The organism is uncultured Dialister sp., from assembly GCF_900538805.1.
Lineage (GTDB): Bacteria > Bacillota > Negativicutes > Veillonellales > Dialisteraceae > Dialister.
Window position 1 is genome coordinate 35,964 of sequence record NZ_UPZP01000001.1, and the last position, 26,521, is coordinate 62,484.

General features: G+C 51.2%; 21 protein-coding genes and 1 riboswitch. Of the genes, 3 read left to right on the top strand and 18 right to left on the bottom strand.

The window, feature by feature from the left end; all coding sequences use genetic code 11:
* Positions 1–2,280, bottom strand: a complete 2,280-nt coding sequence (locus tag QZQ29_RS00175) for an acyl-CoA mutase large subunit family protein (RefSeq protein WP_296958260.1) — start codon at positions 2,278–2,280, stop codon at positions 1–3.
* Between the two features lie 221 nt (positions 2,281–2,501).
* Positions 2,502–2,686: riboswitch (cobalamin riboswitch) on the bottom strand.
* Positions 2,687–2,871: 185 nt separating this feature from the next.
* On the opposite strand from QZQ29_RS00175, the gene QZQ29_RS00180 reads away from it, so the two are divergent.
* On the top strand, positions 2,872–3,351 hold the full coding sequence (locus tag QZQ29_RS00180) for a hypothetical protein (RefSeq protein ID WP_296958263.1): 480 nt from the start codon (positions 2,872–2,874) through the stop codon (positions 3,349–3,351).
* Between the two features lie 318 nt (positions 3,352–3,669).
* On the opposite strand, the gene QZQ29_RS00185 is transcribed toward QZQ29_RS00180, so the two are convergent.
* The 9 genes from QZQ29_RS00185 to QZQ29_RS00225 all read right to left on the bottom strand — a co-directional run bounded on the left by QZQ29_RS00185 (position 3,670) and on the right by QZQ29_RS00225 (position 13,392).
* On the bottom strand, positions 3,670–4,086 hold the full coding sequence (locus tag QZQ29_RS00185; RefSeq protein ID WP_296958266.1) for an acetyl-CoA carboxylase biotin carboxyl carrier protein subunit: 417 nt from the start codon (positions 4,084–4,086) through the stop codon (positions 3,670–3,672).
* Between the two features lie 38 nt (positions 4,087–4,124).
* Positions 4,125–4,439, bottom strand: a complete 315-nt coding sequence (locus QZQ29_RS00190) for a hypothetical protein (protein ID WP_296958269.1) — start codon at positions 4,437–4,439, stop codon at positions 4,125–4,127.
* 41 nt (positions 4,440–4,480) lie between these two features.
* On the bottom strand, positions 4,481–6,010 hold the full coding sequence (locus tag QZQ29_RS00195; RefSeq protein ID WP_296958272.1) for a carboxyl transferase domain-containing protein: 1,530 nt from the start codon (positions 6,008–6,010) through the stop codon (positions 4,481–4,483).
* 82 nt (positions 6,011–6,092) lie between these two features.
* Positions 6,093–6,545, bottom strand: a complete 453-nt coding sequence (locus tag QZQ29_RS00200) for a VOC family protein (protein WP_296958275.1) — start codon at positions 6,543–6,545, stop codon at positions 6,093–6,095.
* A 19-nt stretch (positions 6,546–6,564) separates the two neighbouring features.
* Entirely contained in the window at positions 6,565–7,503 is a 939-nt protein-coding gene (gene meaB / locus QZQ29_RS00205; RefSeq protein ID WP_296958278.1) for a methylmalonyl Co-A mutase-associated GTPase MeaB, read from the bottom strand.
* Between the two features lie 121 nt (positions 7,504–7,624).
* Positions 7,625–8,023, bottom strand: a complete 399-nt coding sequence (locus QZQ29_RS00210) for a cobalamin B12-binding domain-containing protein (protein ID WP_008859876.1) — start codon at positions 8,021–8,023, stop codon at positions 7,625–7,627.
* Between the two features lie 64 nt (positions 8,024–8,087).
* Complete coding sequence (locus tag QZQ29_RS00215; RefSeq protein ID WP_296958280.1) at positions 8,088–9,749, bottom strand: methylmalonyl-CoA mutase family protein; 1,662 nt, start codon at positions 9,747–9,749, stop codon at positions 8,088–8,090.
* 289 nt (positions 9,750–10,038) lie between these two features.
* On the bottom strand, positions 10,039–11,586 hold the full coding sequence (locus tag QZQ29_RS00220) for a succinate CoA transferase (protein ID WP_296958283.1): 1,548 nt from the start codon (positions 11,584–11,586) through the stop codon (positions 10,039–10,041).
* Between the two features lie 585 nt (positions 11,587–12,171).
* Positions 12,172–13,392, bottom strand: a complete 1,221-nt coding sequence (locus QZQ29_RS00225; RefSeq protein ID WP_296958286.1) for an O-antigen ligase family protein — start codon at positions 13,390–13,392, stop codon at positions 12,172–12,174.
* 487 nt (positions 13,393–13,879) lie between these two features.
* On the opposite strand from QZQ29_RS00225, the gene QZQ29_RS00230 reads away from it, so the two are divergent.
* Positions 13,880–14,548 carry a DUF4405 domain-containing protein gene (locus QZQ29_RS00230; RefSeq protein WP_296958288.1) on the top strand — a complete coding sequence of 223 codons (669 nt, stop codon included), beginning with the start codon at positions 13,880–13,882 and terminating at the stop codon, positions 14,546–14,548.
* Between the two features lie 46 nt (positions 14,549–14,594).
* Here QZQ29_RS00230 and QZQ29_RS00235 read toward each other — a convergent pair whose 3' ends face one another.
* Both QZQ29_RS00235 and QZQ29_RS00240 read right to left on the bottom strand, forming a co-directional pair.
* Entirely contained in the window at positions 14,595–16,124 is a 1,530-nt protein-coding gene (locus QZQ29_RS00235; protein ID WP_296958291.1) for a sodium:alanine symporter family protein, read from the bottom strand.
* A gap of 133 nt (positions 16,125–16,257) precedes the next feature.
* On the bottom strand, positions 16,258–17,508 hold the full coding sequence (locus tag QZQ29_RS00240; RefSeq protein ID WP_296958294.1) for an aminotransferase class I/II-fold pyridoxal phosphate-dependent enzyme: 1,251 nt from the start codon (positions 17,506–17,508) through the stop codon (positions 16,258–16,260).
* Positions 17,509–18,091: 583 nt separating this feature from the next.
* Here QZQ29_RS00240 and QZQ29_RS00245 point away from each other — a divergent pair.
* The gene (locus QZQ29_RS00245; RefSeq protein ID WP_296958297.1) at positions 18,092–19,183 is read left to right on the top strand and encodes an SLC13 family permease; all 1,092 of its coding nucleotides are present in this window, start codon (positions 18,092–18,094) and stop codon (positions 19,181–19,183) included.
* A gap of 50 nt (positions 19,184–19,233) precedes the next feature.
* Here the strand turns inward: QZQ29_RS00245 and QZQ29_RS00250 are convergent, their stop codons facing one another.
* The 6 genes from QZQ29_RS00250 to tig all read right to left on the bottom strand — a co-directional run bounded on the left by QZQ29_RS00250 (position 19,234) and on the right by tig (position 26,490).
* On the bottom strand, positions 19,234–19,722 hold the full coding sequence (locus tag QZQ29_RS00250; RefSeq protein WP_296958300.1) for a hypothetical protein: 489 nt from the start codon (positions 19,720–19,722) through the stop codon (positions 19,234–19,236).
* A gap of 1 nt (position 19,723) precedes the next feature.
* A complete protein-coding gene (yihA, locus tag QZQ29_RS00255) occupies positions 19,724–20,365 on the bottom strand; it encodes a ribosome biogenesis GTP-binding protein YihA/YsxC (RefSeq protein WP_296958304.1) in 642 nt (213 codons plus the stop codon).
* Between the two features lie 72 nt (positions 20,366–20,437).
* The gene (gene lon, locus QZQ29_RS00260; RefSeq protein WP_296958307.1) at positions 20,438–22,762 is read right to left on the bottom strand and encodes an endopeptidase La; all 2,325 of its coding nucleotides are present in this window, start codon (positions 22,760–22,762) and stop codon (positions 20,438–20,440) included.
* A 202-nt stretch (positions 22,763–22,964) separates the two neighbouring features.
* Positions 22,965–24,200, bottom strand: a complete 1,236-nt coding sequence (clpX, locus tag QZQ29_RS00265) for an ATP-dependent Clp protease ATP-binding subunit ClpX (protein WP_296958311.1) — start codon at positions 24,198–24,200, stop codon at positions 22,965–22,967.
* A 12-nt stretch (positions 24,201–24,212) separates the two neighbouring features.
* On the bottom strand, positions 24,213–24,818 hold the full coding sequence (clpP, locus tag QZQ29_RS00270) for an ATP-dependent Clp endopeptidase proteolytic subunit ClpP (RefSeq protein WP_296958313.1): 606 nt from the start codon (positions 24,816–24,818) through the stop codon (positions 24,213–24,215).
* 160 nt (positions 24,819–24,978) lie between these two features.
* A complete protein-coding gene (tig, locus tag QZQ29_RS00275) occupies positions 24,979–26,490 on the bottom strand; it encodes a trigger factor (protein ID WP_296958316.1) in 1,512 nt (503 codons plus the stop codon).
* Between the last annotated feature and the right edge of the window lie 31 nt (positions 26,491–26,521).

The window sequence follows — 26,521 nt, forward strand, 5'->3', positions numbered from 1 at the left end:
TTATTTTACCTCCTCTTCCGTAATCTTCATGCCTTTTTCTCTCTGAAGACTGCGGATGATCTCATAGCAGTTTGCCTTCACACTGATGAAATCGTCAACACCGGCATCTCGATATGTCTGTTCCAGGTCCTTAGGCGCTGCGCCTGCCAGGAAAACCTTCCCTTTGCCGAGTACTTTCTTCAGACGGGGAGCCAGGGCCGGTACGTCTTCCGGATAGGTATCATCCTTGGAGCAGATGACGGCGCAGTCATAGGGTGTGCCCTTGTCATCGCAGCCTTTCTTCAGTGCTTCCACGCATTTATCCCAGCGGGAGCCCGGCTTTCCTTCATCATCCTGGAAGCCGTTGTTCAGATGGACATTGAATTCGCCTACCTGCAGGAAGGAGGTGGAGAAGTCGGCCCTTGCCTTGTGCTGCGGGATGCGGCCCATGTTGGCCAGGAATACTTCCACGTTCTTTCCTGTTTCCTTCTTGTAATTTTCCGTATCGAAGCGGAGCCGTTCGAACCGCTCTGTCCAGCGGTGTTCCGTAATGGGACGAACCTTTTCCACTTCTCCCTCCGGAGTGATGGCTTTGTATACCTCGTTCTGGGTGGCGCCGGCAGAGAAGGCTTCGATGGCTTTATCCAGCTTCCCTTCCGTGGGAGCTGCTTCCAGCTCTTCCAGCTTCCTGCCCAGATATTCCTTATCCATATCCTTTCTGTAGTCCTCTACGGCCTTCACAAGCTGTTTCTTCAGGGCAGCCGTATCTTCCGGTCTTGGTTCGATGAGCTCTTCTGCCATGTTCGGATACATGTTGTTGCCTACGGCCCGGTCCTTGCGGAAATCCAGTGCCTTGAAGCGCTGTTTCAGGATGGCAAGAATCTGTTCCTGCGGATGCTCTTCCTTGAGAGCCTTGGTGAAGCCGCCCATGGATTCGATTTTCTGGAATTCCTGCCAGATTTTTTCGGCCATTTCCTTGGTCAGGTGTTCCAGTGCCCAGGAGCCGCCGGCTGGGTCGATAGGACGGAGCATGCCGAATTCTTCCTGCAGGATAATGTGGGCATTTCTTGCAATACGGCGGGAGAATTCATCGCCCTTTCTCACCGTTTCATCGTAAGGTTCGTTTTCGTAGGTATCTACGCCGCCTACCACAGCGGAGAACATGGCGGTGGTATTTCTAAGCATGTTCACGCCGGCATCAAAAATGGTGCGGTAGAAATAGGCAGGGCGGGAATGGATGCGGCAGCTTCTGTCCGCCTCTTCTGCACCGAAGGCCTTCATAATGTTGGCCCATACCTCCCGGGCAGCCCGGAGTTTGGCAATTTCGATGAAGAAAATGGTGCCCACGTTGAAGCCGAAGTTGATGGACTGGGCAATATCGTGGATGGAAATTCCTCTCTTTTCCATTTCACGGATATATTCCACAGCCATGGCAAATGTATAGGCCACTTCCTGCACCGCATTGGCGCCGCCTCTGGAGAATACTTCGCTCCTCGGCATAATGGTGCGGAGGCCCGGTGCATTCTTCCTTGCCCAGCGGATGGATTCCGCCATGTCGTCGTAGCAGGCAGAAAGGGGTTTTGGCAGGGTGCCGTTCTTGGCCAGCTGGGACAGGGGGTTGGCGCCGATGACGCCATGAAGTTTGCTGGTATCTTTTCCCTTTGCTTTCAGTGCAGCAGATACCAGCGCAATCATGCGGATGGAAGAAGGTCCGCAGTACATCATGAATGGATATGTTTCAAGGTCAAGACCGTCAAGAAGGCGGGCCATGTCTTCCAACGTGGTAATGGACACACCGGTATCCCCCGGTTTTACGGCGTCCTTCACATCCACGCCATCGGTGGAAGCACTGTCAAGGCGGACATTGTACACCGTGGAACCTTTGTCGATTTCATGTTTCAGGAGCTCATTATTTTCAGAAGGCAGCGTTTCGTCGCAGGCCTGGGCAATCCCCCAGGGCGCTTCCTTGTAGCCGTTCACCGAAGCGCCGCGGAGATAATCGCCCATACCCGGATAATCGTCGGTGGGCAGGTCCTTATCCATAGCCACCGGGCCTGTGCGGAGCGTGTAGATAGGATCAAAGGTAATGCCTTCGTAGGTCTTTGTATACATAAGCTTATCGAAGGGCTTCCCCTTCAGAAGAGCATTGCACGCATCAATCCATTCCTCCCATGTGGGCGGTGTAAACTCATCAAATTTAACTGCCGGGAAATCCGTTTTTCCTTCTGATTTTTTAAGGATAGCTTCCAGTTCTTTATCTGTCAGCTGTTTTACCGGTTCCTGGGATTTCTGTTCATCCATGAATATATCCTCCTTTGACAACATCAGAGAAGTAAAGAGTCCGATGATTTCAGTTCTTTTCCGGACAATTTCACCACTTGCGATGTTTCACCTCCTTCAAAGGTATTTACATTAAAAAAGCCGGCACCTATAGATGGCAGCCGGTAAAAGGGACGCTGTGTCCCAATCCCCTCCCCATCGCTCGCAGGTTTGCGGAAACACTGAGTAACCAGTGCTTCCTTAACGGTGATTCATTGACAGATAGTTCTCCTGGCTCGGATTCCTCATGCCTGCTCGCCTTCCCAGGTTTCCCCAGTGACATCATTGAGCAGGTACTCCTCCTTACAGTGGCGGGACCGCTCCGGCTTATACCGGATTCTCTTTTATGCTTACGCATCTGTCAGCAATGTGAAATTGTCCAAAAGACTACAGTCACAGTATAATTCATTATTTTCTAAATGTCAATTATTCTATTGTAATTTTTAGTTAATCTTATTGCTAAATAATACTATTATTTACAAATACTATTTGAAATTGAGCAGAATAAGGCAGTATAATGAGTAAAGATTAAACGTATCATTTGAATTTCAAAATAAAAGAAATGAGGAGACCATGGTGAATAAGGAAATCGAAATGGAAAGACAGAAATCGGTGGAACTGACAAAGCAGTTTGCAGAGCAGGAAGGAAGACGTCCCCGTATGTACATTGCGGAAATGGAAGAGGATGGCTCAAAAGAACAAAGAAAGCTGGCTGCCACCACCTTTGCCGATGCCGGCTGGGACGTGGACGTGGGCTCCCTGGAAACGCCGGAAGATACAGCCCGAAGCGCCGTGGACAACGACGTCCATTTCATCTACTACACGTCGGACAGCCTAAACAGGGTGCATCTCCTCATAGAGCTGGAAAGGGCCCTCACCCTTCTGGGACGGGATGATATCCTTATCGCCCTCCATCAGGGCACAGAAGGCGAAAAAGAAGACCTCTTCCGCTACGGTGTGGCCGCCGTCTTCCCCAGGGACTACCCCCTGGAACAGGCAGGCCTCACCATGCTGGGTCTCCTCATGGCACAGGCTCAGGAAGAGGAGTCGTGATAGTTGTTAGACGAAAGACGATAGAAGATAGAAGATAGAAGATAGAAGATAGAAGATAGAAGATAGAAGCAGGACATTGGAAGGATAGAGAATAAAAGAAAGATGGCTGCAGAAAACCTGCAGCCGGAAGCCAACAGCCAGTAACCGGAAGCCGATAACTCCCCTATTTTCCGTCGTCAATGACGCACCATTTCACCAGAAAGGACGTTTTCACTTCTACCTGCTGCGTCGTGTTGTCAACACAGCTGGCGACGTATTTATGCAATAAAAAAAGCAGTGCCGAAGCACTGCTTTTTTTATGCGTAGTTCAAGCTGGGATTAGCCAACGGTGAACAGCGGATCGCCGCCCTGTACGGACTGGCCTTCAGTAACCTGCATGGAGGTAACCTTGCCATCGCAAGGAGCCATGATCGGGTTGCCCATCTTCATAGCTTCCAGAACGAGGACTTCGTCGCCGGCTGCTACTGCATCACCAACATGTTTGTTGATGCGGATAACTTTACCAGGCATCGGAGCTTCAACGGATTCGCCTGCACCTGCAGGAGCTGCTGCCGGAGCGGGAGCCGGAGCCGGTGCTGGAGCCGGAGCCGGAGCTGCTGCCGGAGCCGGAGCTGCTGCTGGAGCTGGAGCTGCTTTCGGAGCTGCTGCCGGAGCCGGAGCTGCTGCTGCAGCGCCGCCATCTTTAACTACTACATCGTAATCCTGGCCGTTAACTGTTACAGTAAATTTTCTCATTGTCTTTCCTCCTAAATGATTGTACTTTCAACTTTCAATTAGAACTGCTGATTGCCGGAAACGCCCGCAATGCGGGCTGCGGTTGTCCAGCCGGTTCTAGCTGCCGGGCGGATGGAGACGATTTCGCCGCCACCCATAGCAACGATAGCAGCAGCGATAGCTGCTACGACTGCACCATTGTCAGCGGCTTTAGGAGCTGCTGCTGGAGCTGCAGCTGCTCTCTTGGGAGCTGCGGCCGGTGCCGGTGCTGCGGACTGATTGAGAGATGAACGTACCTGCCAGATCATGATCAGGGCAATTACTGCAACAACGGCAGCAAATACCGCGATATACATAACTGTACTGTTATCCATCTGTACCCATCCTTTCAATTAGAGTATTTAAGCGGCAAATATTAGAGCGGAATGTTTCCGTGTTTCTTTGCCGGGTGTACTTCGTGCTTGGAAGCAAGCATCTTCAGAGCATTGATAATTGTCGGACGAGTATTATGCGGATCAATAACTGCATCTACATAGCCGCGTTCTGCAGCTTTGTAAGGAGTAGCGAATTCTTCCACATATTCCTTTGTACGCTGTTCTTTGTTCGGATCTTTCTTGAAGATGATGTTAGCTGCACCTGCAGGTCCCATAACAGCGATTTCAGCGGTCGGCCAAGCGAATACCTGGTCAGCGCCCTGTTCACGGGAGCACATAGCGATGTAGGAGCCGCCGTATGCTTTACGGAGAATCATGGTGATCTTCGGAACGGTAGCTTCGCAGTAAGCGAACAGCATCTTAGCGCCGTGACGAATTACGCCGGCATATTCCTGCTGTTTGCCGGGCAGGAAGCCTGGTACGTCGACGATGTTAAGAACCGGAATGTTGAAGCAGTCGCAGAAACGAATGAAACGAGCTGCTTTATCAGATGCGTTGTAGTCAAGGCAGCCTGCCATGAATGCCGGCTGGTTAGCAATGATACCAACAGTCTGTCCGTCCATACGAGCGAAGCAGGTGATGATGTTCTTTGCGAATTCCTTAGCTACATCGTAGTATTCGCCGTTATCTACAATGGACTTAATAACATCGTACATGTTATATGGAGCATTGGAGCTTTCAGGCATAATGGTGTCGAGAGCCGGATCGGTTCTGGTGGGATCATCACCGGTTTCAACGATAGGAGCATCTTCCATGTTGTTGGACGGCAGGAAGGAGAGCAGGTAACGAATCTGTTTAATGCAGTCTTCGTCGTTTTCAGCTGCGAACTGAGCTACACCGGAAGTACGGTTGTGGGTCATTGCGCCGCCGAGTGCTTCAGCTGTAATCTTTTCACCTGTTACGGATTCAACAACAGCCGGGCCGGTCAGGAACATCTGGGATGTTTTCTTAACCATGTAAATGAAGTCGGTCAGAGCCGGGGAGTATACAGCGCCGCCTGCAGATGGTCCCATGATTGCGGAAATCTGAGGAATAACGCCGGATGCAATGGTGTTGCACCAGAAAATCTTGCCGTAGCCGGAGAGGGCATCGACAGCTTCCTGAATACGAGCTCCGCCGGAATCGTTCAGGCCTACGCAAGGTGCACCGACTTTCAGAGCCAGTTCATTTACGTGAACGATTTTAGCTGCATGCATTTCACCAAGGGAGCCGCCTTCAACGGTGAAGTCCTGAGCGAATGCAAATACAAGTCTTCCATCAACAGTGCCGTAGCCTGTTACTACACCTTCACCAGGGAGATCTTTCTTTTCCTGGCCGAAGTTGTGGCAGCGGGATTTTACAAGGGCATTAACTTCTACGAAAGTGCCTTCATCAAACAGAAGAGCAAGTCTTTCACGAGCAGTCAGTTTGCCTTTTGCATGCTGTTTTTCAACACGTTTTTCGCCACCCATAGCCTCTACATGAGCGAGGTTTTTATGGAGAAGTTCAATTCTTTCTTCAACAGTTGCCATTCTTACACCTCCAAAAATTTTAGGGTCCCCCGCAGGGGGGGATGAGCTGTCAGGACTGACAGCTCATATGCCATCATTCAAATTATTTCTTGAAGGATGGGCCGCCGGGGCGTTCTGTCAGTTCAAGCAGAAGGCCAGTTGCCTTTGGATGCAAGAATGCAATATGACAGCCGCCTGCACCAACACGGAACTTCTTGTCGATGAGCGGAACTTCTTTAGCCTGCAGATCAGCCAGAGCAGCTTCGATGTCATCTACACGGAGAGCAACATGCTGGAAGCCGTTCTTGCCGCCATTAGCTTTTTCAATGAAACGAGCAATCGGGCCGTCCGGAGTGGTGGAACCCAGGAATTCGAGTTCGCAAGCTTCGGTCTGAGCGGAAGGTTTGAAGAAGCTTGTGGTTACATGCTGTTCTTCAACGGTTTCATCCGGCAGAGAAGGTTCAAGTCCGAAAATGTCTTTCATCTGCTGTTTAATCTTTGCGAGATCTTTAACAGCTACGCCAACATGATCGACAGTTAAAACTTTGAATGCCATAATAACTCCTCCTTTAAAATTATTTGAATATTTTGCCCACGATGGAATCAACGACTGTGTACGGATCGGTTTTCCGTTCAAAGACTTGTTCCACGTAGTCATTAAATTCACCCGTCTTGGAGATATTTTCTTCAATATGACGGGAAATGCGGTCGTGAATCATTTCAAGCATTTCGGAGCGAGCCCGATCGCGTCTTCTTTCATCAAGAACGCCGGATTCTTCCAAGTACTTGCGATGATCACCCAGGGCTGCTACTACATCATCTACACCCTGGTCTTTGTTCGCAATCGTCCGTTCAATCGGAGGACGCCAGTTCTGGGCTTCGCCTAAATCCAGCATCATTTCGATTTCAACGTTCAGACGATCTGCGCCGTCACGATCACATTTATTGATGACAAATACATCACCAATTTCGAGGATACCTGCTTTGATAGCCTGAATATCGTCACCAAGTCCAGGTACGAGCACAACAAGTGTTGTATCCGCATTTTTGACGATATCGACTTCTGACTGTCCTACGCCTACTGTTTCGATGAAAATTACATCGAGACCGAAAGCATCCATCAGTTTTACCGCATCAGCTGTCTTGCGGGAAAGTCCCCCAAGGCTGCCGCGCGTGCCCATACTACGGATATAAACACCCTTATCCAAGGTCAGGTCGTTCATTCTGATACGGTCGCCGAGGATGGCGCCGCCGGAGAACGGACTGGTAGGATCGACTGCAACGATACCTACGGTTTTACCCTGTTCACGGTACTTCTTGATCAGGGCATCTGACAGTGTGCTCTTACCCGCACCAGGTGCACCAGTGATACCGATGACCTGTGCACGACCGGTATGATGATAGATATCTTTCATGATATCTTCAAAACCATCCCGTTCGTCTTCAACGATGGTAATTGCTCTCGCTAAGGCACGTCTGTTTCCATTCCAAAAATCTTTCATTGAGAATTCCATGGATACACCGCCTTTTCGAAGAGTAAAGAGAAATAATATAGTTGCAAGGGGCTGAGGATTGCCCCCAGTCCCAAGCAGCCACATTACACCATAACGCTAGTCAATAACAGCTGTAAGCAGATTATTTCTTAACGTTTTCTTTGATGAAGTCAATAACTTTCTTTGTTGGGGTGCCAGGTGTGAAGATAGCTTTTACGCCAGCTTTTTCGAGGCCCGGGATATCGTCTTCGGGGATTACGCCGCCGCCGATAACCAGAACGTCGCCCATTCCTTTAGCTTTCAGTGCTTCTACAACTTCCGGGAAAAGGGTGTTGTGAGCGCCGGAGAGCAGGGACAGAGCTACTACATCAACGTCTTCTGCGTCTGCTGCTTCAACAATCTGTTCTACAGTCTGACGAAGACCGGTGTAAATAACTTCCATGCCTGCGTCGCGAAGTGCACGGGCAATAACTTTTGCACCACGATCGTGTCCATCAAGACCCGGTTTAGCTACGAGTACTCTGATACGTTTGTCTGCCATTGTAAATTACCTCCAGAAATATGTTGAGTAATGTAATATTCTCTTGCTTCAGGCTGCCCTAAGATTAAAGGGTGTTGTGCGGTTTGTATTCGCCGAATACTTTACGGAGAACGCCGCAGATTTCGCCTTCGGTGCAGTAAGCACGTACGCAGTCGAGGATGACTGGCATAAGGTTAACATGGTCAGGACCTTCAGCCGGAGTCTGAGCTGCTTTTTCAAGTTTAGCCAGTTCTTCAGCAACCTTAGCCTGGTCACGGTTTTCCTTATCCTTAGCGAGCTGAGCTTTCTTTCTTTCGCCAACGGAAGCATCAATCTTCAGCAGGCCGGTAACCGGCGGTTCTTCCATGGTGAACTTGTTGACGCCAACGATTGTTCTTTCGCCGGATTCAACAGCCATCTGCCAAGCATAAGCAGAATCCTGAATTTCTTTCTGGATGTAGCCTTTATCAATAGCTTCTACAGCGCCGCCCATTTCGTCAATCTTCTTGATGTAAGCCATAACTTCTTCTTCGATGGCGTTGGTCAGTGCTTCAACATAGTAGGAGCCGCCGAGCGGATCAACTACGTCAGCCAGGCCGGATTCGTAAGCAACGATCTGCTGGGTACGGAGAGCGATGGTTACGGATTCAGTGGTCGGAAGAGCCAGAGCTTCATCGCGGGAGTTGGTGTGCAGGGACTGGGTGCCGCCCATAACTGCTGCTGCGGTCTGGAGAGCAACACGGATGATGTTGTTGTTCGGCTGCTGAGCGGTCAGCATGGAGCCTGCGGTCTGGGTGTGGAAACGAAGTTTCATGGACTTCGGGTTTTCAGCATGGAATCTTTCTTTCAGGATTCTAGCCCAGATACGACGGGAAGCACGGAACTTAGCAACTTCTTCGAGTACGTTGTTGTGAGCGTTCCAGAAGAAGGACAGACGTGGAGCGAATTCATCAATCTTCATGCCTGCTTTCAGAGCTGCTTCGATGTAAGCAATACCATCGGCAATGGTGAATGCAACTTCCTGAGCAGCGGTGGAACCAGCTTCACGGATATGGTAGCCGGAAATGGAAATGGTGTTCCACTTCGGTACGTTTGCGGAGCAGTATTCGAAGATATCGGTAATCAGACGCATGGACGGTTTAACCGGGAAAATGTAGGTGCCGCGTGCTGCGTATTCCTTGAGGATATCGTTCTGAATGGTGCCGCGGAGTGCGGATGCCGGAACGCCCTGTTTTTCAGCTACTGCAATGTACATAGCCAGCAGGACGGAAGCCGGTGCGTTGATGGTCATGGAAGTGGAAACTTTGCCAAGATCAATGCCGTCGAACAGTCTTTCCATATCGTAGAGGGAGTCGATAGCTACGCCTACTTTACCAACTTCGCCAGCAGACATTTTGTCATCGGAGTCATAGCCGATCTGGGTCGGGAGGTCGAATGCAACGGACAGGCCGGTGCCGCCGTTAGCAATCAGGTATTTATAACGTTTGTTGGATTCTTCAGCGGTGGAGAAGCCAGCGTACATACGCATGGTCCACAGACGGCCGCGATACATGGTGGGCTGTACGCCACGGGTGTATGGATATTCACCAGGGAAACCGAGGTCTCTTTCATAGTCGAAACCTTCGAGATCGAGTGGTGTGTACAGGTTCTTATGTTTCAGACCAACTCTTTCCGGATGTTTTGCAACCTGTTTTGCATATTCTGCATTGTAGGCATCAAGTTTAGCTTTCAGGGATTCGTTAGACATGAGTTCATCTTCCTCCTAAAAAAGTAAGTATGTAACTATCTGGAAGTCTGTCCCTTTTTCATGGGAACCGCGGCTTTGTGCTCTTCTTGTTCCATTTCCGGGGAAAACTTCCGTCAGGGTTCCGCAAAGGCTTTCGCTGCTGCAGCGATCGTTTGAATCTTCTTGCAGCAGCTTTCGGACTCTTGCGAGACCCATGTGTATGACACTGTCATTGACAGCTATCACCATAGGTAATTATACAATATTTGGATTATTTGTAAAGTATTAAAGCACTTCTTGAAAAATTAAATTATTTCTTGAAATGCATATCTCCGGTTTCAGCCAGGCTTTCATGGAATTTGAATGCTTCCTGGAGGAGATGCGGGGTCTGGCTGTTGCCGCAGGCAGCGCATGCTCTTTCGTAGTAATCCATGAGCTGATCTCTGAAGGACGGATGAGCAACGTTGTTGATGATAACCTTTGCTCTTTCCTTCGGGGTCAGGCCGCGAACATCTGCAACACCCTGTTCAGAGATGAATACATGGGTATCATGTTCGGTGTGGTCAACATGGGAGCACATCGGAACAACTGCAGAAATCTTGCCGCCCTTTGTGGTGCTGTGGCAGAAGAAGCAGGACAGGAATGCGTTGCGGGCGAAGTCGCCGGAGCCGCCGATACCGTTCATCAGCTTGGTGCCAGTTACATGGGTGGAGTTTACATGGCCGTAAATATCCATTTCCAGAGCGGTGTTCATGCCGATAACGCCGATACGACGAACAACTTCACCGTTGTTGGAAATTTCCTGCGGACGAAGAACGATCTTCTTGTTGTACTTCTGGATGTTAGCATAGAAGCGTTTCAGTCCATCCGGGGATGGGGACAGGGAAGTACCGGAAATCATGTCGATCTTGTCTTTATCAATCAGGTCGAACATGCCATCCTGAATAACTTCGGTGTATACGGAGAGGTTCTTGAAATCGGATTCAACGAGGCCGTGAATAACAGCGTTTGCTACGTTGCCTACGCCGGACTGCAGTGGAAGCAGGTTTTCCGGCAGTCTTCCGTGTTTTACTTCGTTCTTCAGGAAGTCAACCAGGTTGTTGCCCATAGCTTCTGCATCATCATCCAGCGGAGCCAGTGTACGGGTTACATCAGGCATATCGCATGGAACGATAGCAACGATCTTTGCGGGATCGCAAGGAATGTACGGGGTGCCTACGCGGTCGCCGGCGTGGAGAATCGGAATCGGTTCACAGAATGGCGGATTCTTACGCATGTAAATATCAGCCATGCCTACCAGGTCCAGCGGCTGGGTGGTGTTGACTTCTACAATGACTTTCTTTGCAGTGTCAACATATACCGGAGAGTTGCCGATAGCGGTTGTCGGATAAAGTTCGCCGTTCGGTCCGATCTTGCAGACTTCAACTACTGCAAAATCCGGGCCTGTTACATGTTCACCCTTTACGTTGGTGAAGAAGCCGGCACGTACCTGCTGTGCAACATGGGACAGGTGCAGATCGTAGTAGTTTACCTTGCCTGCATTGATAGCTTTTCTCAGGTTGGCATTGGTCTGGTAAGGCATACGGTTTCTGATGCCGTTTACAGCAACCAGTTCGGTATCAATCTGGGAACCGGTGGATGCGCCGGTCCAGATGTCGACCTGGAATGGAGTCTCTTTCATGCGTTCTGCGAGTTCATGCATTGTAATTTTCGGATAGCCGCAGGGCGTAAATCCGGAAATACCGATGATATCGCCAGCACTGAACATTTTAGCTGCAGTCTTGGCATCGCATACCTTGGAGAGAAGACCTTTGTCTTCGATTCTGCTAAGGAATTCACTATCATTGGTGTCGATCATTACTATCATCCTCCCAAAAATGAAAAATAAATTATATAAAAGTCCGCAGCCGCAAAACCTGATGACTCTCGTCAGCATTGCCGCAGAACTTTTTACCCTCAAAAAAAACAGCCGCCTAATCCATGTGGAATGAGTTCATCTTAAGATTATGTATCTCCGGAAACAGTAATACTATAATCACAAGACCAAACCCTCCAATCGTAAGATTTTGCTGACTGCATTTTGGCTCATTCAATCACCAGTATTATTATAACACACTTTTCCCTATGAAAACCCCCTAAATGAACCATTTGTCTTACAAAATCCTTTTTACCCATTATAAATAATTCCTATTAGACAAATTATGGATTACGTGACCCATAACCCTATATTTACAAATGCCTCGATTAATTGACGCAAAATTAATTGAAATATTTCCATCTATAGCCTTCCATGACATGTATATGGAAATTTATGAATCGCGCCAAAATCATGTATGAATGGGGAAAAGGATTAGTGAGCTAGTGATCTAGTGATCTAGTGAGCTAGTGAGCTAGTGAGCTAGTCCACCAGCCCACTAGTACACTAGCCCACCAGTACACCAGTTCACTTCCTGCAGGATGCGCAGAGTGCCGAGAGGCTCCAGAAGCAGAAGGACACGGAGCGGCTGAAGAGGACGTGGTCTCCCATGCTGATGACCGAGAGGGCCATGACCATGAGGACGCCGCCAAGGCCCATGGATTTCGTGAAGCTGTCATTTCCATGGCGGTAATTTCTCCAGCAGAGGATTCCCTGGGCAAAGAATGCCAAAAGAAAGGCCATGCCGCCGGGGATTCCCACCTCTGCCAGCATGTTGAGGTACATGTTGTGGGCGTGGAAGATGAGCACTCCCTCTTCCTGGATGAAGAAATTATAGTCCGGATAGGCCAGGAAATAGGCCCCCCAGCCCACGCCCAGAAGAGGATGCTCCTCTATCATGGCCATGGTGCTTTCCCACAGAGCAAAGCGCAGGTCCACGGACGTATCTTCCCCGGAAAAGAGGGAGAGGAACCGTTCCACCACCTGCCCGTGGTAGAAGGCCAGCACCACCGGCACCAGAAGGAAGAGGAGGCCGAACCTTTTATCATAAAAGAGAGTAAGCCCCAGCACGATGGCTGCCAGGCTGACCCAGGCGCCCCTGGAATAGGTAAGGGCCAGGCATAGAAGAAGGGAAAGAAGAATCACCGCAAAGACGGTCTTTTTCTTCACCGCCCTCTCCCGTAAGGTAAAGGCAGTGAGGATGCTGATGATCATGAGAAGATAGGCACCGAAAAGATTCGGGTTCTCCAGGGTGGAATACATACGCCTCCGAAGGAGGGGGAACCTTTCCGGGTCCACCCAGCTCTGGGCTTCCATATCCGCCGCCATATCCGCCGCATTGGCATACTGGAAAAATCCGTACACCACCGTCACCACGGCTCCCGCCAAAAAGGCATAGAGGGCTTTCTCCTTTTCCTTCTCCGTGGAAACGGTGGTATAGATAAGAAGGTACACCAAGGCATACATCAAGGGCTGCAGCGCCCAGTTCATGAAAGAAAAGGCCATGTCCTTCGACACGAAGGCGGACAGAAAGGAGCACACCAGAAAAACAGCCCCCAGCTGCCAGAGAGGCGGGAGCGCAAGTGCCACTTCCCCCTTCTTCCTCCAGTTATACAGCCATGCCACCACGGCTGGCAGAAGGGTGACATAAAAAAGAAAGGGGTTCAAAGGCAGCAGAAAAAGAGTAGCATAGAGCAGGTACAGAATATGCTGCTTCGAACAAAGACCATTTTCAGAAACTTTCCCCATGGATTCCTCCGGTATATGAAATCGGTTACATTTCTTTTATTATATCGGACCCCGCCGCCGGTAGCAATGAAAATATGTCCATGGACCGCTTCGCGGCCGGGTTCAAAGGGTTCAAAGGGTTCAAAGGGTTCAGAAGGTTCAGAAGGTGATGGTATCGCCGCTTTTGGCGGCGATGAGTATAAAAAGAGCGTTACGGGATTACCTTCCAGCCCTGCTCGTCATTCCAAGCAAAGCGAAGAAGCATGGTACGTGCCGCGATTGAGACAATCAGCAGCAGACCAATTCAGCCAGTAAATTTCTCCGTTTCCGACCGTCGAAATGATGATGGAACGGAGCCGATGCATTCCTGAAAGTGAAGGTTTCGGTCAGCCCACTGCAGAATCCCAGGCAGCGGGAAAGCGTCAGGCACTTGCATCTGCAGCCCCGGGCTTCTTCTCTTTTCATGGTACAATATAAACAGAAGATATTTCCTTACAAGGAGGTCATCATGAACAAACGAATGATAGTGGACACGGGGATGCTGATTTCCTTTCTTGTCCTCCTGGACTACCGTTTCGTGAGGAATTTCGGCCATGAAACGCTGGCCATTGTTTTCTTTCTTCTTTTTCTTCTCCACACCTGGTTCAACAGGCAGTGGTATGCTTCCCTTGGCCGGGGACGGTGGAACATGGACAGGAAGCTCACGTTCCTTGCAGATGTGCTTCTCCTCGGCTCCTTTGCAGCGGTCATGGGAAGCGGGCTCATGATTTCCCATACCCTGCCCACGGGCATGCAGAAGGCGCCGCTCCTCGCCCATCAGGTCCATCATGTGGCAGGCTATGTCATGCTGATTGCCCTGGGCTTCCATCTGGGCCTTCACTGGAGCGCCATCCTTTCCCGCCTGGAAAGGGGCCTGGGCTTTGGAAAAATCCCCCATCTTTCCCTTGTCTATAAAGTGCTTCTCCTTCTCATAGCAGCAGGGGGCATTTATTTCTCCCTTTATTACAGCATAGGAAGCAGGCTTCTCCTTCTCCGCATCCCCAATGCAAGGAGCATTCCTGTCACCCTCTGGACCTTTACCTTCGGCCACCTTCTTATCCTTTCCCTCTATGCAGCAGCTGCCTACTATGTGCAGAAATTCTTCCGGCAGAGGAAACGGAAACCGGTGCGGTCATAGGCATGAAAAAAAACAGGAGCGGAAAACCGTTCCTGTTTTTTTATGCTTATTTCTCTTCCCCGTTCCAGTAGGCCGTCTTGATGCCAAGCACCTTTTCCGAATCGAAGGAGGCTTTGCTGTCTTTGGAGTAATGACGGGCAGCGCGGATGACATATTTCAGTCCCAGGTAAAGCATGGGCACGTTGCAGTACACCATGATGATATTTCCTAAATCGGAGAAGGCCCACAGGTTGGACAGGTCGTAGCCTGCAATGTTGCAGGCTATGCCGAAGGCTGCCACGAAAATGCAGAGCCCCCGGATGAAGTTGATGAATCCTTTGGAGGAAGAAATACGGTTGGCTGAAATTTCAGAGAAAGAAACGAAGCCGATGACGCAGGTGTAGGCAAAGAGGCAGAAGCAGACGGAAACCATAATCTGCACCAGTACCTGCAGCATATCCGGTGACAGCCCGTTCACAGAGAGGAGGAACTTGCTGTAAGTGCCGGCTGCTTTCCATGCCGCCGGATCCAGCGCCCATTCATGGGCCATGACGATGATAAAGCCGGTCATGGTGCAGATAACATGGGTATCCAGGAATACGCCCAGAGCGGAAATAATGCCCTGTTCGCAGGGATGATGGGCTTCGGCGGATGCAGCGGCCATGGTAATGGTGCCCTGGCCGGCTTCGTTGGACATGAGGCCCCGCTTTACCCCCTGCAGAAGGGCGGTGCCCAGGAATCCCCCGAAAATGGCTTCCGGTTTGAAGGCTCCTGCTAACACGGCTTTAAAGAAATAGGGGACACTGTCCAGATTAAAGAGAATCAGCAGTACCGCGGTAACCACATAAATAACAGCCATCACCGGCACCAGGATATCTGCCCAGTGGGACACTCGGCGGATGCCGCCGAAGGCCATGAAGGCCACCAGAAGGATGACAAGCACCGAAACCACATAGTAGAAGGTGGACTGCACAGGAATTTGGATATTTTCAATGAGCCCTGCCATGGCGCCTACGGAAGTGACTACATTAAATCCCTGCGCCGGCAGGCACATGAGGGCATACACGATGTAAACCACAGACAGGATAGTGCCTACCCACACCTTATTCCCGCAGAGCTTTCTGGCATAGAAAGGAAGTCCGCCTACGAAGGTATTTCCTCTTTTTTCCTTAAAAATCTGGGCCAGGGTGCCTTCGGTAAAGGCGGTGGCCATACCGAAGAAAGCGGAAACCCACATCCAGAAGAGGGCTCCCGGACCGCCGGCGGCAATGGCGCCGGTGACGCCGATCATATTGCCCGGGCCTACGCGCATGGCGGTGCTCAGAAGGAATGCTGCCAGCGGCGATATGCCGGTCTTAATACTTCTTTTTGATGCCAGCGTATGGACGCCGGTGGTAAACAGCCTGACCTGGATGAAGCCAAGGCGGATGGTGAAATAAATGCCGGACCCCACCAGCACGATGATGGCCAGTGAAAAGGACCCTAATATGGGAATATTCTTCCAGAAGCCGAACATTTTAGGGAAATCCCAGAAAAAATCGGAAACCGGAGTGACGAAGCTCAATACCGCGTTCAGCGCAGCAAATAAGTTTTCCATATTCCTCTCTCCCTTCTTATGAAATGGCCGGTCATGATGAATCATTCATGACCGGCCTTTGATGGGAAACCGATTCATTAAGTCTGATTTTGCAGAAATGAAACCGGCCCTTCCCTTTCAACTCAATTTCCTGTTACTGCTCTGCCCCTGCCGCTTTGATGGCCAGCGCCAGCTTGTGGGCCAGACCTTCCATCTTGGCCTTGGATACGGAGCATACTGCCAGGCGGATGCCCTTCTTCAAAGGTACCAGGAATACATTCTGTTTTTCCAGGTCATCGCACACCGCCTGGGAATGGGTGACGGGAATGGTGATGAAGAATCCGGAAATATAAGGAACAAATTTCACGCCCTCTTCCTTTGCTTCCTTCATGAAGATGGCAGCCCTATCCTGGATCAGCTTGAAATAGCGGGCCCTTTCTTCATCGAGCTGCTTGATTTTCTCCGGATTTTCACAGATATGAATCATGGCATTCTGGGCGGCGCTGTTGCAGTTGGACCAGGTAGCACGGCTGCTGTACTGGTTGATGTCCACGAATTCCTTAATCACATCTTTGTCGGAGGAAATACCGATCATGGCGCCCATGCGCTGGCCGTACATGGTGAAGCCCTTGGACAGGGTGTAGGCGCAGACCACAAGGATATTCTTCGGAAGGCCGCCAAAGACCTTGAAGAACTTCCGGCATTCCTGCTTTTCGCCGCTGTAGTCCAAATAAGCCACATCGGGAACCAGAATGGCATTTTTCTTTCCATCGGCCACGGCATCCTTCAGTACATCCACCGCTTCCTGCCATTCAGCCACGGACATGCAGTATCCCGTGGGGTTGTTGGCAATGCCGTTCAAAATGATGACGATGTTGTCCTGCTTCTTCAGGATATCCTTCACTGCTTCCTTAAAGGCGGGACCATTGAAATGACCTTCTTCGGTGAGGAAGGAAAAACTCCTCACCCTGCGGTTGTTATCGTCGATGAGACTGTCATAGGCGCCCCAGTGCCAGTCCGTAATGAGCACTTCGTCCCCCGGTTCCGAATAATTGTGAACCACATGGTGGAGCACGCCGGTGCCGCCGGGTGTGGAACAGGCATCCACATAGCCTTCAGGACGGGACTCGCCGAAACACTGGTCAATGCAGTCATCCAGGAACTTCCGATACCCCTGGATAGGCGCATAGGCACAGATTTCCTTCGGAGAAAGCTCCTTCAGCGCTTCCTTCACCACATCCAGCACCACCAGATTTCCATCTTCATCCAGAATGGAACCGACCGTACCGTTGACCACCTTATCATTGCCGATTTTCTCAGCCAGGGCAATGGCCCTGTTGTTGGCCGCAAAAATATTGTCTTCCGCACTTTTACCCTTGGCATGGGGTGCTGCTAAACTGAACATAAAAAGCCTCCTTGAAACCGGAAAAATAAAGCAATTCAGCCAAAAAGCCCGCAGCAAAACAACGCCGCAGGCTTCGTTGCCCATTTTCCTGTGAAATTGACGACTTTATTATAATGCATGGGTGATGAAAAAGAAAGGGGAGAATGGCCCGCCTGCGGCGGGCCGGGTTTAGAGGGGAAGGTTCTTAAGATTGACCGGCCCCTTGGGCCGGAGGGTTCTTAGGATTGACGGCCCATGGGACCGAGGGTTGTGGTATCGCCGCCTTTGGCGGCGATGAGTTTTATAGTCAGCGTTACGGGTCTGCCTTCCCGCCGAGCAAGTCATTCTGAACGAAGCGAAGAATCTTGGTGAACGCCGCCAGTGATTCATCTGTCGATAAATATCAATCGGCGGGAAAGAGGCGTCTGATAGTCTGATGTCTGCCATCTCTCTTGCTTTCGGGAATACAGCCAAAAGTCGGCGGATAGCGGCAAGCGGTAAGCGGACAGCGGATAGCGGATAGCTGTATCACCCCAGCTCACTAGTCCACCAGCCCACTTTCCGTTATAATAACAGAGACATCCTATTGCATTGGAGGTTTTTCATGATAACCAAATATGCGGACCTGCTGCTGGCCGCCCTTTTTGCCCTGCTTACAGGCTTCTTCGTTCCCTTTTCCCCTTCCCGCCTTCTGGAAAGCATCAACTGGAACCTTCTGGGCATCCTTTTCTGCCTCATGACTATTACCGCAGAAATCGGGAAATGGGGCATCCCCCGGGCTCTCTGCCTTGATTTCTTTGCAGGGAAAACGACGGTGCGTAAAATGGCCCGCTTTTTCATATTCGCCTGTTTTTTCTCTTCCATGGTCATAACCAATGACATATCCCTCATCATTTTCGTTCCCTTTTCCATTTCCATCTTCATCGAAATCCGGCAGAGGATGCTCCTGATTCCTTTGATCACCCTGGAAACCATAGCCGCCAATATGGGCAGCGCCCTTACGCCCATAGGAAATCCGCAGAATCTATTCATTTACGATTTCTACCACCTGTCCCTTCCTGCCTTTCTTTCCATTACGGCGCCGGTGGTCCTTATCAGCGGCGTCCTCATCTACCTGGCAGGATGCCTTTTTCCAAAGGACAGGGCTCCCGCCCTGCCTCCCATGGAAATGGTGGTGCCAAAGAAGAAATCGCTGCTCCTTCTTTTCCTTCTTCTCCTGTGCATTCTTCACGTTCTCCGTCTCATCCCGCTGCCCCTGGTGATGGCGGCGGTGGTGCCGGCCATGATCCTTCTGGACCGGGGCGTCTTCTTCCATGTGGATTATAAGCTGCTCCTCCTCTTCGCCCTTCTTTTTATGGCCGTAAGAAATCTGGGGCGCATGGACGTCATCAGCACCGTGGCCCGGGAAGTTCTCACGGGCCATGAATTCTGGGTATCCCTTCTCCTTTCCCAGTTCATCAGCAACGTACCGGCCACAGTCATGCTTTCTTCCTATACAGACAATGCAGCGCCCCTCCTCCTTGGCGTGGACATCGGCGGCCTGGGCACCCTCATCGCCTCCATGGCCAGCCTCATTTCCTTCAAGGCCTACGCCAATATCCCCTCCGCCGGAAAGAAGGAGTACCTGACCCTCTTTTCCCTGTACAACCTGGTGCTCCTTGCTGTGCTTATACTTTGGTACCTGGCGGTGTACTAGGGAAGCATAAAAAAACGGGATACCATGGATTTCCAGGGTATCCCGTTTTTTCAGTCTACATTCTTCGTTCCTCCGGCATTGACGGTGGTGTCATCGCCGATGTGCCAGACAGTGTTGACACGGACTCTTCCGTCGGCATCGCCGTCACTGTTATAGCGGATTCTTCCATCGCCGCCCATTTCCAGCATCGGTCTGCCTTCGGGGATTTTCTTTTCTTCCTTGTACCCCAGGGCTTCCAGTTCCCTGGCGTATTCCTTCTTGAGCTTCATGAGGCTTTCATGGTCTTTGTCCTTTACATCATGGTGTTCCAGCATATCCTTGATGACGCTGGCCAGCTCATAGCGGGTGATACTGCCACGGCTAAAGAAATCGGAGGTATAGGAAGGGGCTTTTCCTTCCCGGCAGAGGGTTTCCACGGTCCGGTAATCCCAGGATTTGGGACTCACCGGGTCGAAGGAGTTCGGCGCGTACAGGTTGTAGGCAAAGCCGGTGATGGACGCAGCCGCCAGAAGGGCGGTGAGGAAAAGTGTCTTTTTCATGCTAGTCACATATCTTTCCTTCAATGACTTTCAGGAGGTCATCCCTGCCTTCGCCGGTTAAGGCGGAGTAGGCAATGGGCGGATAATCTCCGGGAAAATATTTTTCCAGAAGCTTTTTATTCTTCACCAGTTCATTCCGTTTCAGCTTATCCCCTTTGGTGCCGATAATCTGGAGGGAAGGGGCAATGGAGCGGAGCCATTCGTAGGCTTTCATGTCGATGGGAAGGCCGGGATGGCGGAGGTCAATCAAAAGACCAATCATCTGAAGGGTGGGAGAATGTTCCAGGTAGTCTGCAATGAAGGCGGACCAGCTGTCCTTGTTCTGCTGGCTTGTCTTGGCAAATCCATACCCCGGCAGGTCCACCAGGTACCAGTCCTGCCTCACTTCTTCTTCCTCTTCCATCCTTCTGGACTGGATGGCGTAGTAGTTGATGGTTCTGGTCTTTCCTGGCTCCCTGCTCACAAAGGCCAGTTTCTTCCTGCCGCAGAGGGAGTTGATGAGGGATGATTTTCCCACATTGGACCGTCCGATGAAGGCGATTTCTTTCCTGCCGTCATTCACATACTGGCTGCGATTCACTGCAGCACGGACGTAGGCGGAAGAAAATATATGAAATTCATCCATTTTTTTGATTTCTGACAAGGGCTTGCCTCCTTACTGCCGGGGTATCCGGATCTTATGTGTCCTGGAAGCACCGATTCAATCAGCGCTTCCTTATTTCACCAGGGCGTGGCTGAGTACGTCATCCACATTCTTCACATATACGAAATGGAGCTTTTCCCGCACCGAAGCCGGCAGTTCTTCCAAATCCCGCTTATTCTTTTCAGGAAGGAGAATCTGTTTGATGCCAAACTGGTTGGCTGCCAGTACCTTTTCCTTCACGCCGCCGATAGGAAGAACTTCGCCGGTTAAGGTGATTTCCCCGGTCATGGCGGTGTCGCCTCTCACCTTTCTTCCGGTATAGGCGGAGGCCATGGCGGTGGCCATGGTGACGCCGGCGGAGGGACCGTCCTTGGGCACTGCCCCTTCCGGCAGGTGGATATGGGTATCCAGGGTTTCATAGAAATCGTCCTTAAGGCCCAGCTCCTTGGCACGGCTGCGGATGTAGGTATAAGCCGTTTCTGCCGATTCCTTCATCACATCTCCCAGCTGTCCCGTGAGGATGAGGTTTCCCTTACCCTTGATGGTGACTGCTTCCGTATCCAATACTTCGCCGCCTGCCATGGTCCAGGCCAGGCCGTTCACCCTGCCTACGGCATCGGGATGTTCTTCCGCCATGGGCATGAATTTCACAGGGCCCAGGTATTTTTCCAGTGTTTTGGAATTCAGGGCAGGAAGGCTGTCATCTTCAAGCACGATTTTCTTCCCCACCTTGCGGCAGAGGGAGCCGATGGTCCTTTCCAGTTCCCGGACTCCCGCTTCCCTGGTGTAGCCTTCGATGACACGGCGGATGAGAAGGTCCGTGAAACGGATGTCCTTTGCCTTGAGGCCGTTTCTCTTCATCTGCCGGGGAATAAGGTACTGTTTGGCAATCTTCACCTTTTCCTCTTCCGTGTAGCCGGTGAGCTCGATGAGTTCCATACGGTCAAGAAGGGCCGGCGGAATAGTGGACACCGTGTTGGCGGTGGCCAGGAAGAACACTTTGGATAAATCGAAGGGAATGTCGATGTAATTATCATGGAAAGCCCTGTTCTGCTCCGGATCCAGCGCTTCCAGCAGGGCCGATGCGGGGTCGCCCCGGAAGTCTGCACCTACCTTGTCGATTTCATCCAGCAGAATAAGGGGATTCTTTGTCTTTGCCTGTCCGATGGCTTCGATGAACCGGCCCGGCATGGCGCCGATGTAGGTGCGGCGGTGACCGCGGATTTCCGCTTCATCATGAATGCCGCCCAGGGAAATGCGGGCAAATTTCCGCCCCATGGCGTTGGCAATGGACTGGGCCAGGGAGGTCTTGCCTACGCCTGGCGGTCCGACGAAGCAGATAATGGGAGCCTTTGCATCCGGTGCCAGCACGCGGACTGCCAGGTATTCCAGGATTCTTTCCTTGATTTTGGAAAGGCCGTAATGGTCCTGATCCAGTACCTTCTTCGCTTCCTTCAGGTCCAGCTTGTCCTGGCTTTCCGTATCCCAGGGAAGGCTGAAAATCCAGTCCAGATAGTTTCTGGCCACCGCAGTTTCCGCCATCATCGGCGGCATGGCAGCCAAGTGGTCGATTTCCTTCCCGATTTTTGCCTTGAATTCTTCAGGAATGCCGGAGTCCTTCAGTTTCTTCCTGTAATCGTCCGCTTCCTTTTCCTGGCTCACCGTATCGCCCAGGCGGTCATGGATGGACTTGATTTTCTGGCGCAGGTAGTAGTCCTGCTGCTCTTTGTCCATTTTAGCGCGGACGTCGCCATTGATTTCCGCTTCCAGCCGTCCGATCTGGATTTCCTGGTCCAGCAGGCGGTGAACCAGACGGAGCCTTTCCATGACGTTGATTTCCTCCAGCACGTCCTGGCGCTGCCTTGGAGAAAGGATAAGCTGGGCGGAAAGGAAATCCGCCGTTTCGCCGGGGTCCGTAATCTGCTTGAGCTGGTCCATCTGTTCGTCGGGAAGGCCCTGCTTGGTGCTGCGGAGCCATTCGAAGAAGGCCTTCAGAATGGTCCTTCTGTAGGCTTCCGCCTTCAGTTCGTCGTCCGGCATAATGTCTTCCAGGTCATCCACCTCTGCCATGAGGCAGCGGCTGTCCCTTTCGTAAGAAAGGATTTTCACCCGGGAAACCCCTTCTGCCAGCACCCGCACCAGTCCGCCGGGGAGCTGGATCATCTGGCTGATTTTCACCACCGTACCGGTCAGGTACACATCATCCGGCGAGTCAGCGCCCTGTCTTTCCAGGGCTGTCACGATGTAGCGGTCGCCCCTGCTGGCCAGGCGCACGGCATCGGCCGAATCTTTCCTGCCTATATCAAGGTTTACCGTCATTTTCGGGTAAACCACAATGTCCCTCAACGGTACCAGCGGCAGGGTGAGTCCATTGTTTTCTTTTGTGTTTTCACTCATATATGATTCCTCCATACCGGGAAAGTTCTGCTGTCGCACAGCTTCCCCAGTTTATTGTAACACATGGAAGAGTATGAATTCCTTATTTTATTAAAATCCTTAATCTCTTTTATGTAACCCCCTCACAGAGGTCACAAAAGCCGGAGCTATGGGCTCCGGCTTTCCGGAAGTGCAGGGCGCTTCCATATTCTGCAGAATCAAATCAGCTGTCCTTCCTCGTGAGGATGGGTTCGGAGTGGTTCTTCACCACTTCTTCCGTCACCGTGCACTTCACCACGTCCTTCATGCTGGGGATTTCATACATGACGTGCTGCATGATTTTTTCAATGATGGCACGAAGTCCCCGGGCCCCCGTATTTCTTTCGATGGCCTGGCGGGCAATGGCGTGGATGGCGCCGTCGTCAAATTCCAGTTCCACATGGTCCATGGCCAGAAGTTTCTGGTACTGACGGACAAGGGCGTTCTTCGGTTCCGTGAGAATCTTCACAAGGGCCTCTTCATTCAAAGGATGGAGAGGAACAATCACAGGGAGACGGCCGATAAATTCGGGAATGAGACCGAATTTCAGGAGATCCTCCGGCTGCACCTGCTGCAGGAGCTCTGCCATGTCCTTTTCATCCTTCTTCTCGATATCCGCACCGAATCCCATGACGCTCTTGGTGAGACGGCGGTCAATGACCTTGTCGATGCCTGCAAAGGCGCCGCCGCAGATGAAGAGGATATTGGTGGTGTCGATCTGGATCATTTCCTGGTTCGGATGCTTCCTGCCGCCCTGGGGCGGTACGCTGGCCACGGTGCCTTCCAGAATCTTCAGCAGGGCCTGCTGCACCCCTTCGCCGGATACGTCCCTGGTGATGGAGGGGTTTTCCGATTTCCTTGCGATTTTATCGATTTCATCGATATAGACAATGCCCCGTTCCGCCTTGTCGATATCGTAGTCCGCCGCCTGGATGAGGCGGAGGAGAATGTTTTCCACGTCTTCCCCTACATAGCCGGCTTCCGTAAGGGTGGTGGCGTCGGAGATGGCAAAGGGTACATCCAGGAAACGGGCCAGGGTCTGGGCAAGGAGTGTCTTGCCGCTGCCGGTGGGCCCCAGCATGATGATGTTGGACTTCTGCAGCTCCACATCATCGTCTTCCCCTTCGTGTTCAATGCGCTTGTAGTGGTTGTACACAGCCACGGCCAGTGCCATTTTCGCATCGTCCTGTTCGATGACATACTGGTCCATGTATTTCTTGATTTCTTCCGGCGTAGGCAGCTTGAAATGGGGCGCTGCCTTTTTCTTGTCTGCCTTCAGCTCTTCCCGGAGGATATTGGAGCACACTTCGATGCATTCGTTGCAGATATAGACGCCGGGGCCGGCAATCAGTTTTTCCACTTCATCCCCGGAGCGGCCGCAGAAGCTGCAGACCGGAGTTCCTTCATTTTTCCTGTTCAATGGAAACCTCCTTTATTTGGCAGTCATTTTCTGCAAATCATTGCGGGTCAGAATCTGGTCGATGAGGCCATAGTTCTTTGCCATTTCGGCGGTCATGAAATTGTCCCTTTCCGTGTCCCTGGCAATGGTTTCCAGCGGCTGTCCGCTGTGTTTGGAAAGAATGCCGTTCAGTTCTTCCCGAAGGCGCAGGATTTCACGGGCATGGATTTCGATTTCCGTAGCCTGTCCCTGTACGCCGCCCAGGGGCTGGTGAATCATAATGTTGGAATGGGGCAGTGCATAGCGCTTGCCGGCGGCACCGGCGGTCAAAAGCACCGCTGCCATGCTGGCGCAGGAGCCGATGCAGATGGTAGATACATCGGGGCGGATATACTGCATGGTATCGTAAATGGCCAGCCCTGCGGTTACCACGCCGCCGGGGCTGTTGATGTAAAGATGGATATCCTTGGACGGATCTTCTGCTTCCAGGAAGAGGAGCTGGGCAATGATGACATTGGCCATGTGGTCTTCAATCTGGCCGTCCAGGAATATGATGCGGTCCTTCAGAAGGCGGGAGTAAATGTCATAGGACCTTTCTCCCTGTGCTGTCTGCTCAACTACGATGGGTACATATGCCATAGTGGTCACACCTTTCTTTCTTGGATACAGGAATTTCTCCATGAAATTCCGTTTTTTCCATATGGTCGAAAGAGACGCCGGTTCACCCCGCGTCTCTTTTTACAAACAATCAGTTTCCTGATATTCCATTCAGTGCTTCATAAGCAGCCGTGAAGGCAGATTATTTGGATTCTGCCTGACGGATGGTTTCAATGATTTCAGCTTTTTTAGCTTTGGATTCCAGGGCAATGCCTTTTTCTGCGGCATAGGCTTTCAGGTCCTTTACTGTCATGGATTCAAAGTTGTCTTTCTTTTCTTCCGCTTTCGGAGCTTCTTCAGCCTTGGGAGCTTCTTCTGCTTTGTCTTCAGCCTTGGCTTCTTCTGCTTCCTTCTTGTCAGCTTCAGCCTTCTTGGCTGCGCCGTAGATGAAAGCGGCTGCCTTCTTGCGGAGTACGGAATTGACCAGCATGCCTACGCGGTTTTCGTCTTTGATAATCTTCATGACATCGTTGGGGTCAGCATTGAACTGATGAGCCATGCTGTATATTTCCATGGAGAGATCTTCGTTGGTCACGGTGAGATTTTCCTTGTCAGCAATGGTTTCCAGAACCAGTCCCTGACGTACCTGTTCAGCAGCCATCTTTTCATAGTTCTTGCGGAGCTGTTCCATGGTCTGGCCGATGTTCTTCAGGTATTCTTCCATGGTGGTGTTTCTGGATTCCATGTTCAGTTTCATTTCGTCCACGATTTCGTCAATGCGCTGTTCCACCATTTCCTGGGGGATATCAACCTTGGCATTGGCTACAGCCTGGTTAACGAGAGCTTCATGGTAAGCTTCTTCTGCCTGCTGGAATGCCTGCAGCTGCATCTGCTGTTTCACAGCAGCCTTCAGTTCATCCATGGTTTCAAACTGGCTGATGGATTTAGCGAAATCATCATTCAGTTCAGGAAGCTGTTTGCGCTTTACGTCGCTGATATGGACTTCAAATTCTGCTTCCTTGCCCTTCAGTGCGTCTACGAAGTAGTTTTCCGGGAAGGTTACTTTAACGGTTACATCGTCGCCGGCCTTATGTCCTTCCAGCTGGTCTTCGAAGCCGGGGATAAAGCTCTGGGAACCGATTTCCAGAGGATAGGTCTTGCCTTCGCCGCCTTCAAAGGGCTTTCCGTCAATGGTGCCTTTGAAATCAATAACTGCGAAGTCGCCCTTCTTCAGTTCTGTGCCTTCTTCTGCCTTTTCTAGTCTTGCATTCTGTTCAGCAGCGCCTTTGAGCTGTGCCATCACCTGGTCATCGGTGATTTCGGGGGATGCCTTTTCAGCTTCCAGGCCTTTGTATTCGCCCAGTTCCACTTCCGGACGTTTTACGAAAGTAGCAGTGAAAGCGGCACCTTCTGCTTCGGAGAATTTGTCTTCCTTCACATCGGGAGCGGTGACGGGAATCAGCTTTTCCTGACGGAGTGCTGCGTCTACGGCTTCGTTGATGACAATGTCCTTGGCTTCTGCTTCAATGGCTTCCTTGCCGAAATGCATTTCCAGGATTTTGCGGCTTGCCTTGCCCTTACGGAAACCGGGGATTCTTACCTGGTTGGCAATGCGGGATACCGCTCTCTTGAATCCTTTCTGTACAACTTCAGCCGGCAGTTCGATGCCTACAGAAACCTTGTGCTGATCCAGTGCCTCTACTTTTACGTTCATAAAAAATATTCCTCCTTAAGTCGGCTTACCG

Coding starts and splice junctions, on each gene's coding strand:
- QZQ29_RS00175 (WP_296958260.1), bottom strand. CDS start 2,280: ATGGATGAACAGAAATCCCAGGAACCGGTAAAACAGCTGACAGATAAA.
- QZQ29_RS00180 (WP_296958263.1), top strand. CDS start 2,872: ATGGTGAATAAGGAAATCGAAATGGAAAGACAGAAATCGGTGGAACTG.
- QZQ29_RS00185 (WP_296958266.1), bottom strand. CDS start 4,086: ATGAGAAAATTTACTGTAACAGTTAACGGCCAGGATTACGATGTAGTA.
- QZQ29_RS00190 (WP_296958269.1), bottom strand. CDS start 4,439: ATGGATAACAGTACAGTTATGTATATCGCGGTATTTGCTGCCGTTGTT.
- QZQ29_RS00195 (WP_296958272.1), bottom strand. CDS start 6,010: ATGGCAACTGTTGAAGAAAGAATTGAACTTCTCCATAAAAACCTCGCT.
- QZQ29_RS00200 (WP_296958275.1), bottom strand. CDS start 6,545: ATGGCATTCAAAGTTTTAACTGTCGATCATGTTGGCGTAGCTGTTAAA.
- meaB (WP_296958278.1), bottom strand. CDS start 7,503: ATGGAATTCTCAATGAAAGATTTTTGGAATGGAAACAGACGTGCCTTA.
- QZQ29_RS00210 (WP_008859876.1), bottom strand. CDS start 8,023: ATGGCAGACAAACGTATCAGAGTACTCGTAGCTAAACCGGGTCTTGAT.
- QZQ29_RS00215 (WP_296958280.1), bottom strand. CDS start 9,749: ATGTCTAACGAATCCCTGAAAGCTAAACTTGATGCCTACAATGCAGAA.
- QZQ29_RS00220 (WP_296958283.1), bottom strand. CDS start 11,586: ATGATCGACACCAATGATAGTGAATTCCTTAGCAGAATCGAAGACAAA.
- QZQ29_RS00225 (WP_296958286.1), bottom strand. CDS start 13,392: ATGGGGAAAGTTTCTGAAAATGGTCTTTGTTCGAAGCAGCATATTCTG.
- QZQ29_RS00230 (WP_296958288.1), top strand. CDS start 13,880: ATGAACAAACGAATGATAGTGGACACGGGGATGCTGATTTCCTTTCTT.
- QZQ29_RS00235 (WP_296958291.1), bottom strand. CDS start 16,124: ATGGAAAACTTATTTGCTGCGCTGAACGCGGTATTGAGCTTCGTCACT.
- QZQ29_RS00240 (WP_296958294.1), bottom strand. CDS start 17,508: ATGTTCAGTTTAGCAGCACCCCATGCCAAGGGTAAAAGTGCGGAAGAC.
- QZQ29_RS00245 (WP_296958297.1), top strand. CDS start 18,092: ATGATAACCAAATATGCGGACCTGCTGCTGGCCGCCCTTTTTGCCCTG.
- QZQ29_RS00250 (WP_296958300.1), bottom strand. CDS start 19,722: ATGAAAAAGACACTTTTCCTCACCGCCCTTCTGGCGGCTGCGTCCATC.
- lon (WP_296958307.1), bottom strand. CDS start 22,762: ATGAGTGAAAACACAAAAGAAAACAATGGACTCACCCTGCCGCTGGTA.
- clpP (WP_296958313.1), bottom strand. CDS start 24,818: ATGGCATATGTACCCATCGTAGTTGAGCAGACAGCACAGGGAGAAAGG.
- tig (WP_296958316.1), bottom strand. CDS start 26,490: ATGAACGTAAAAGTAGAGGCACTGGATCAGCACAAGGTTTCTGTAGGC.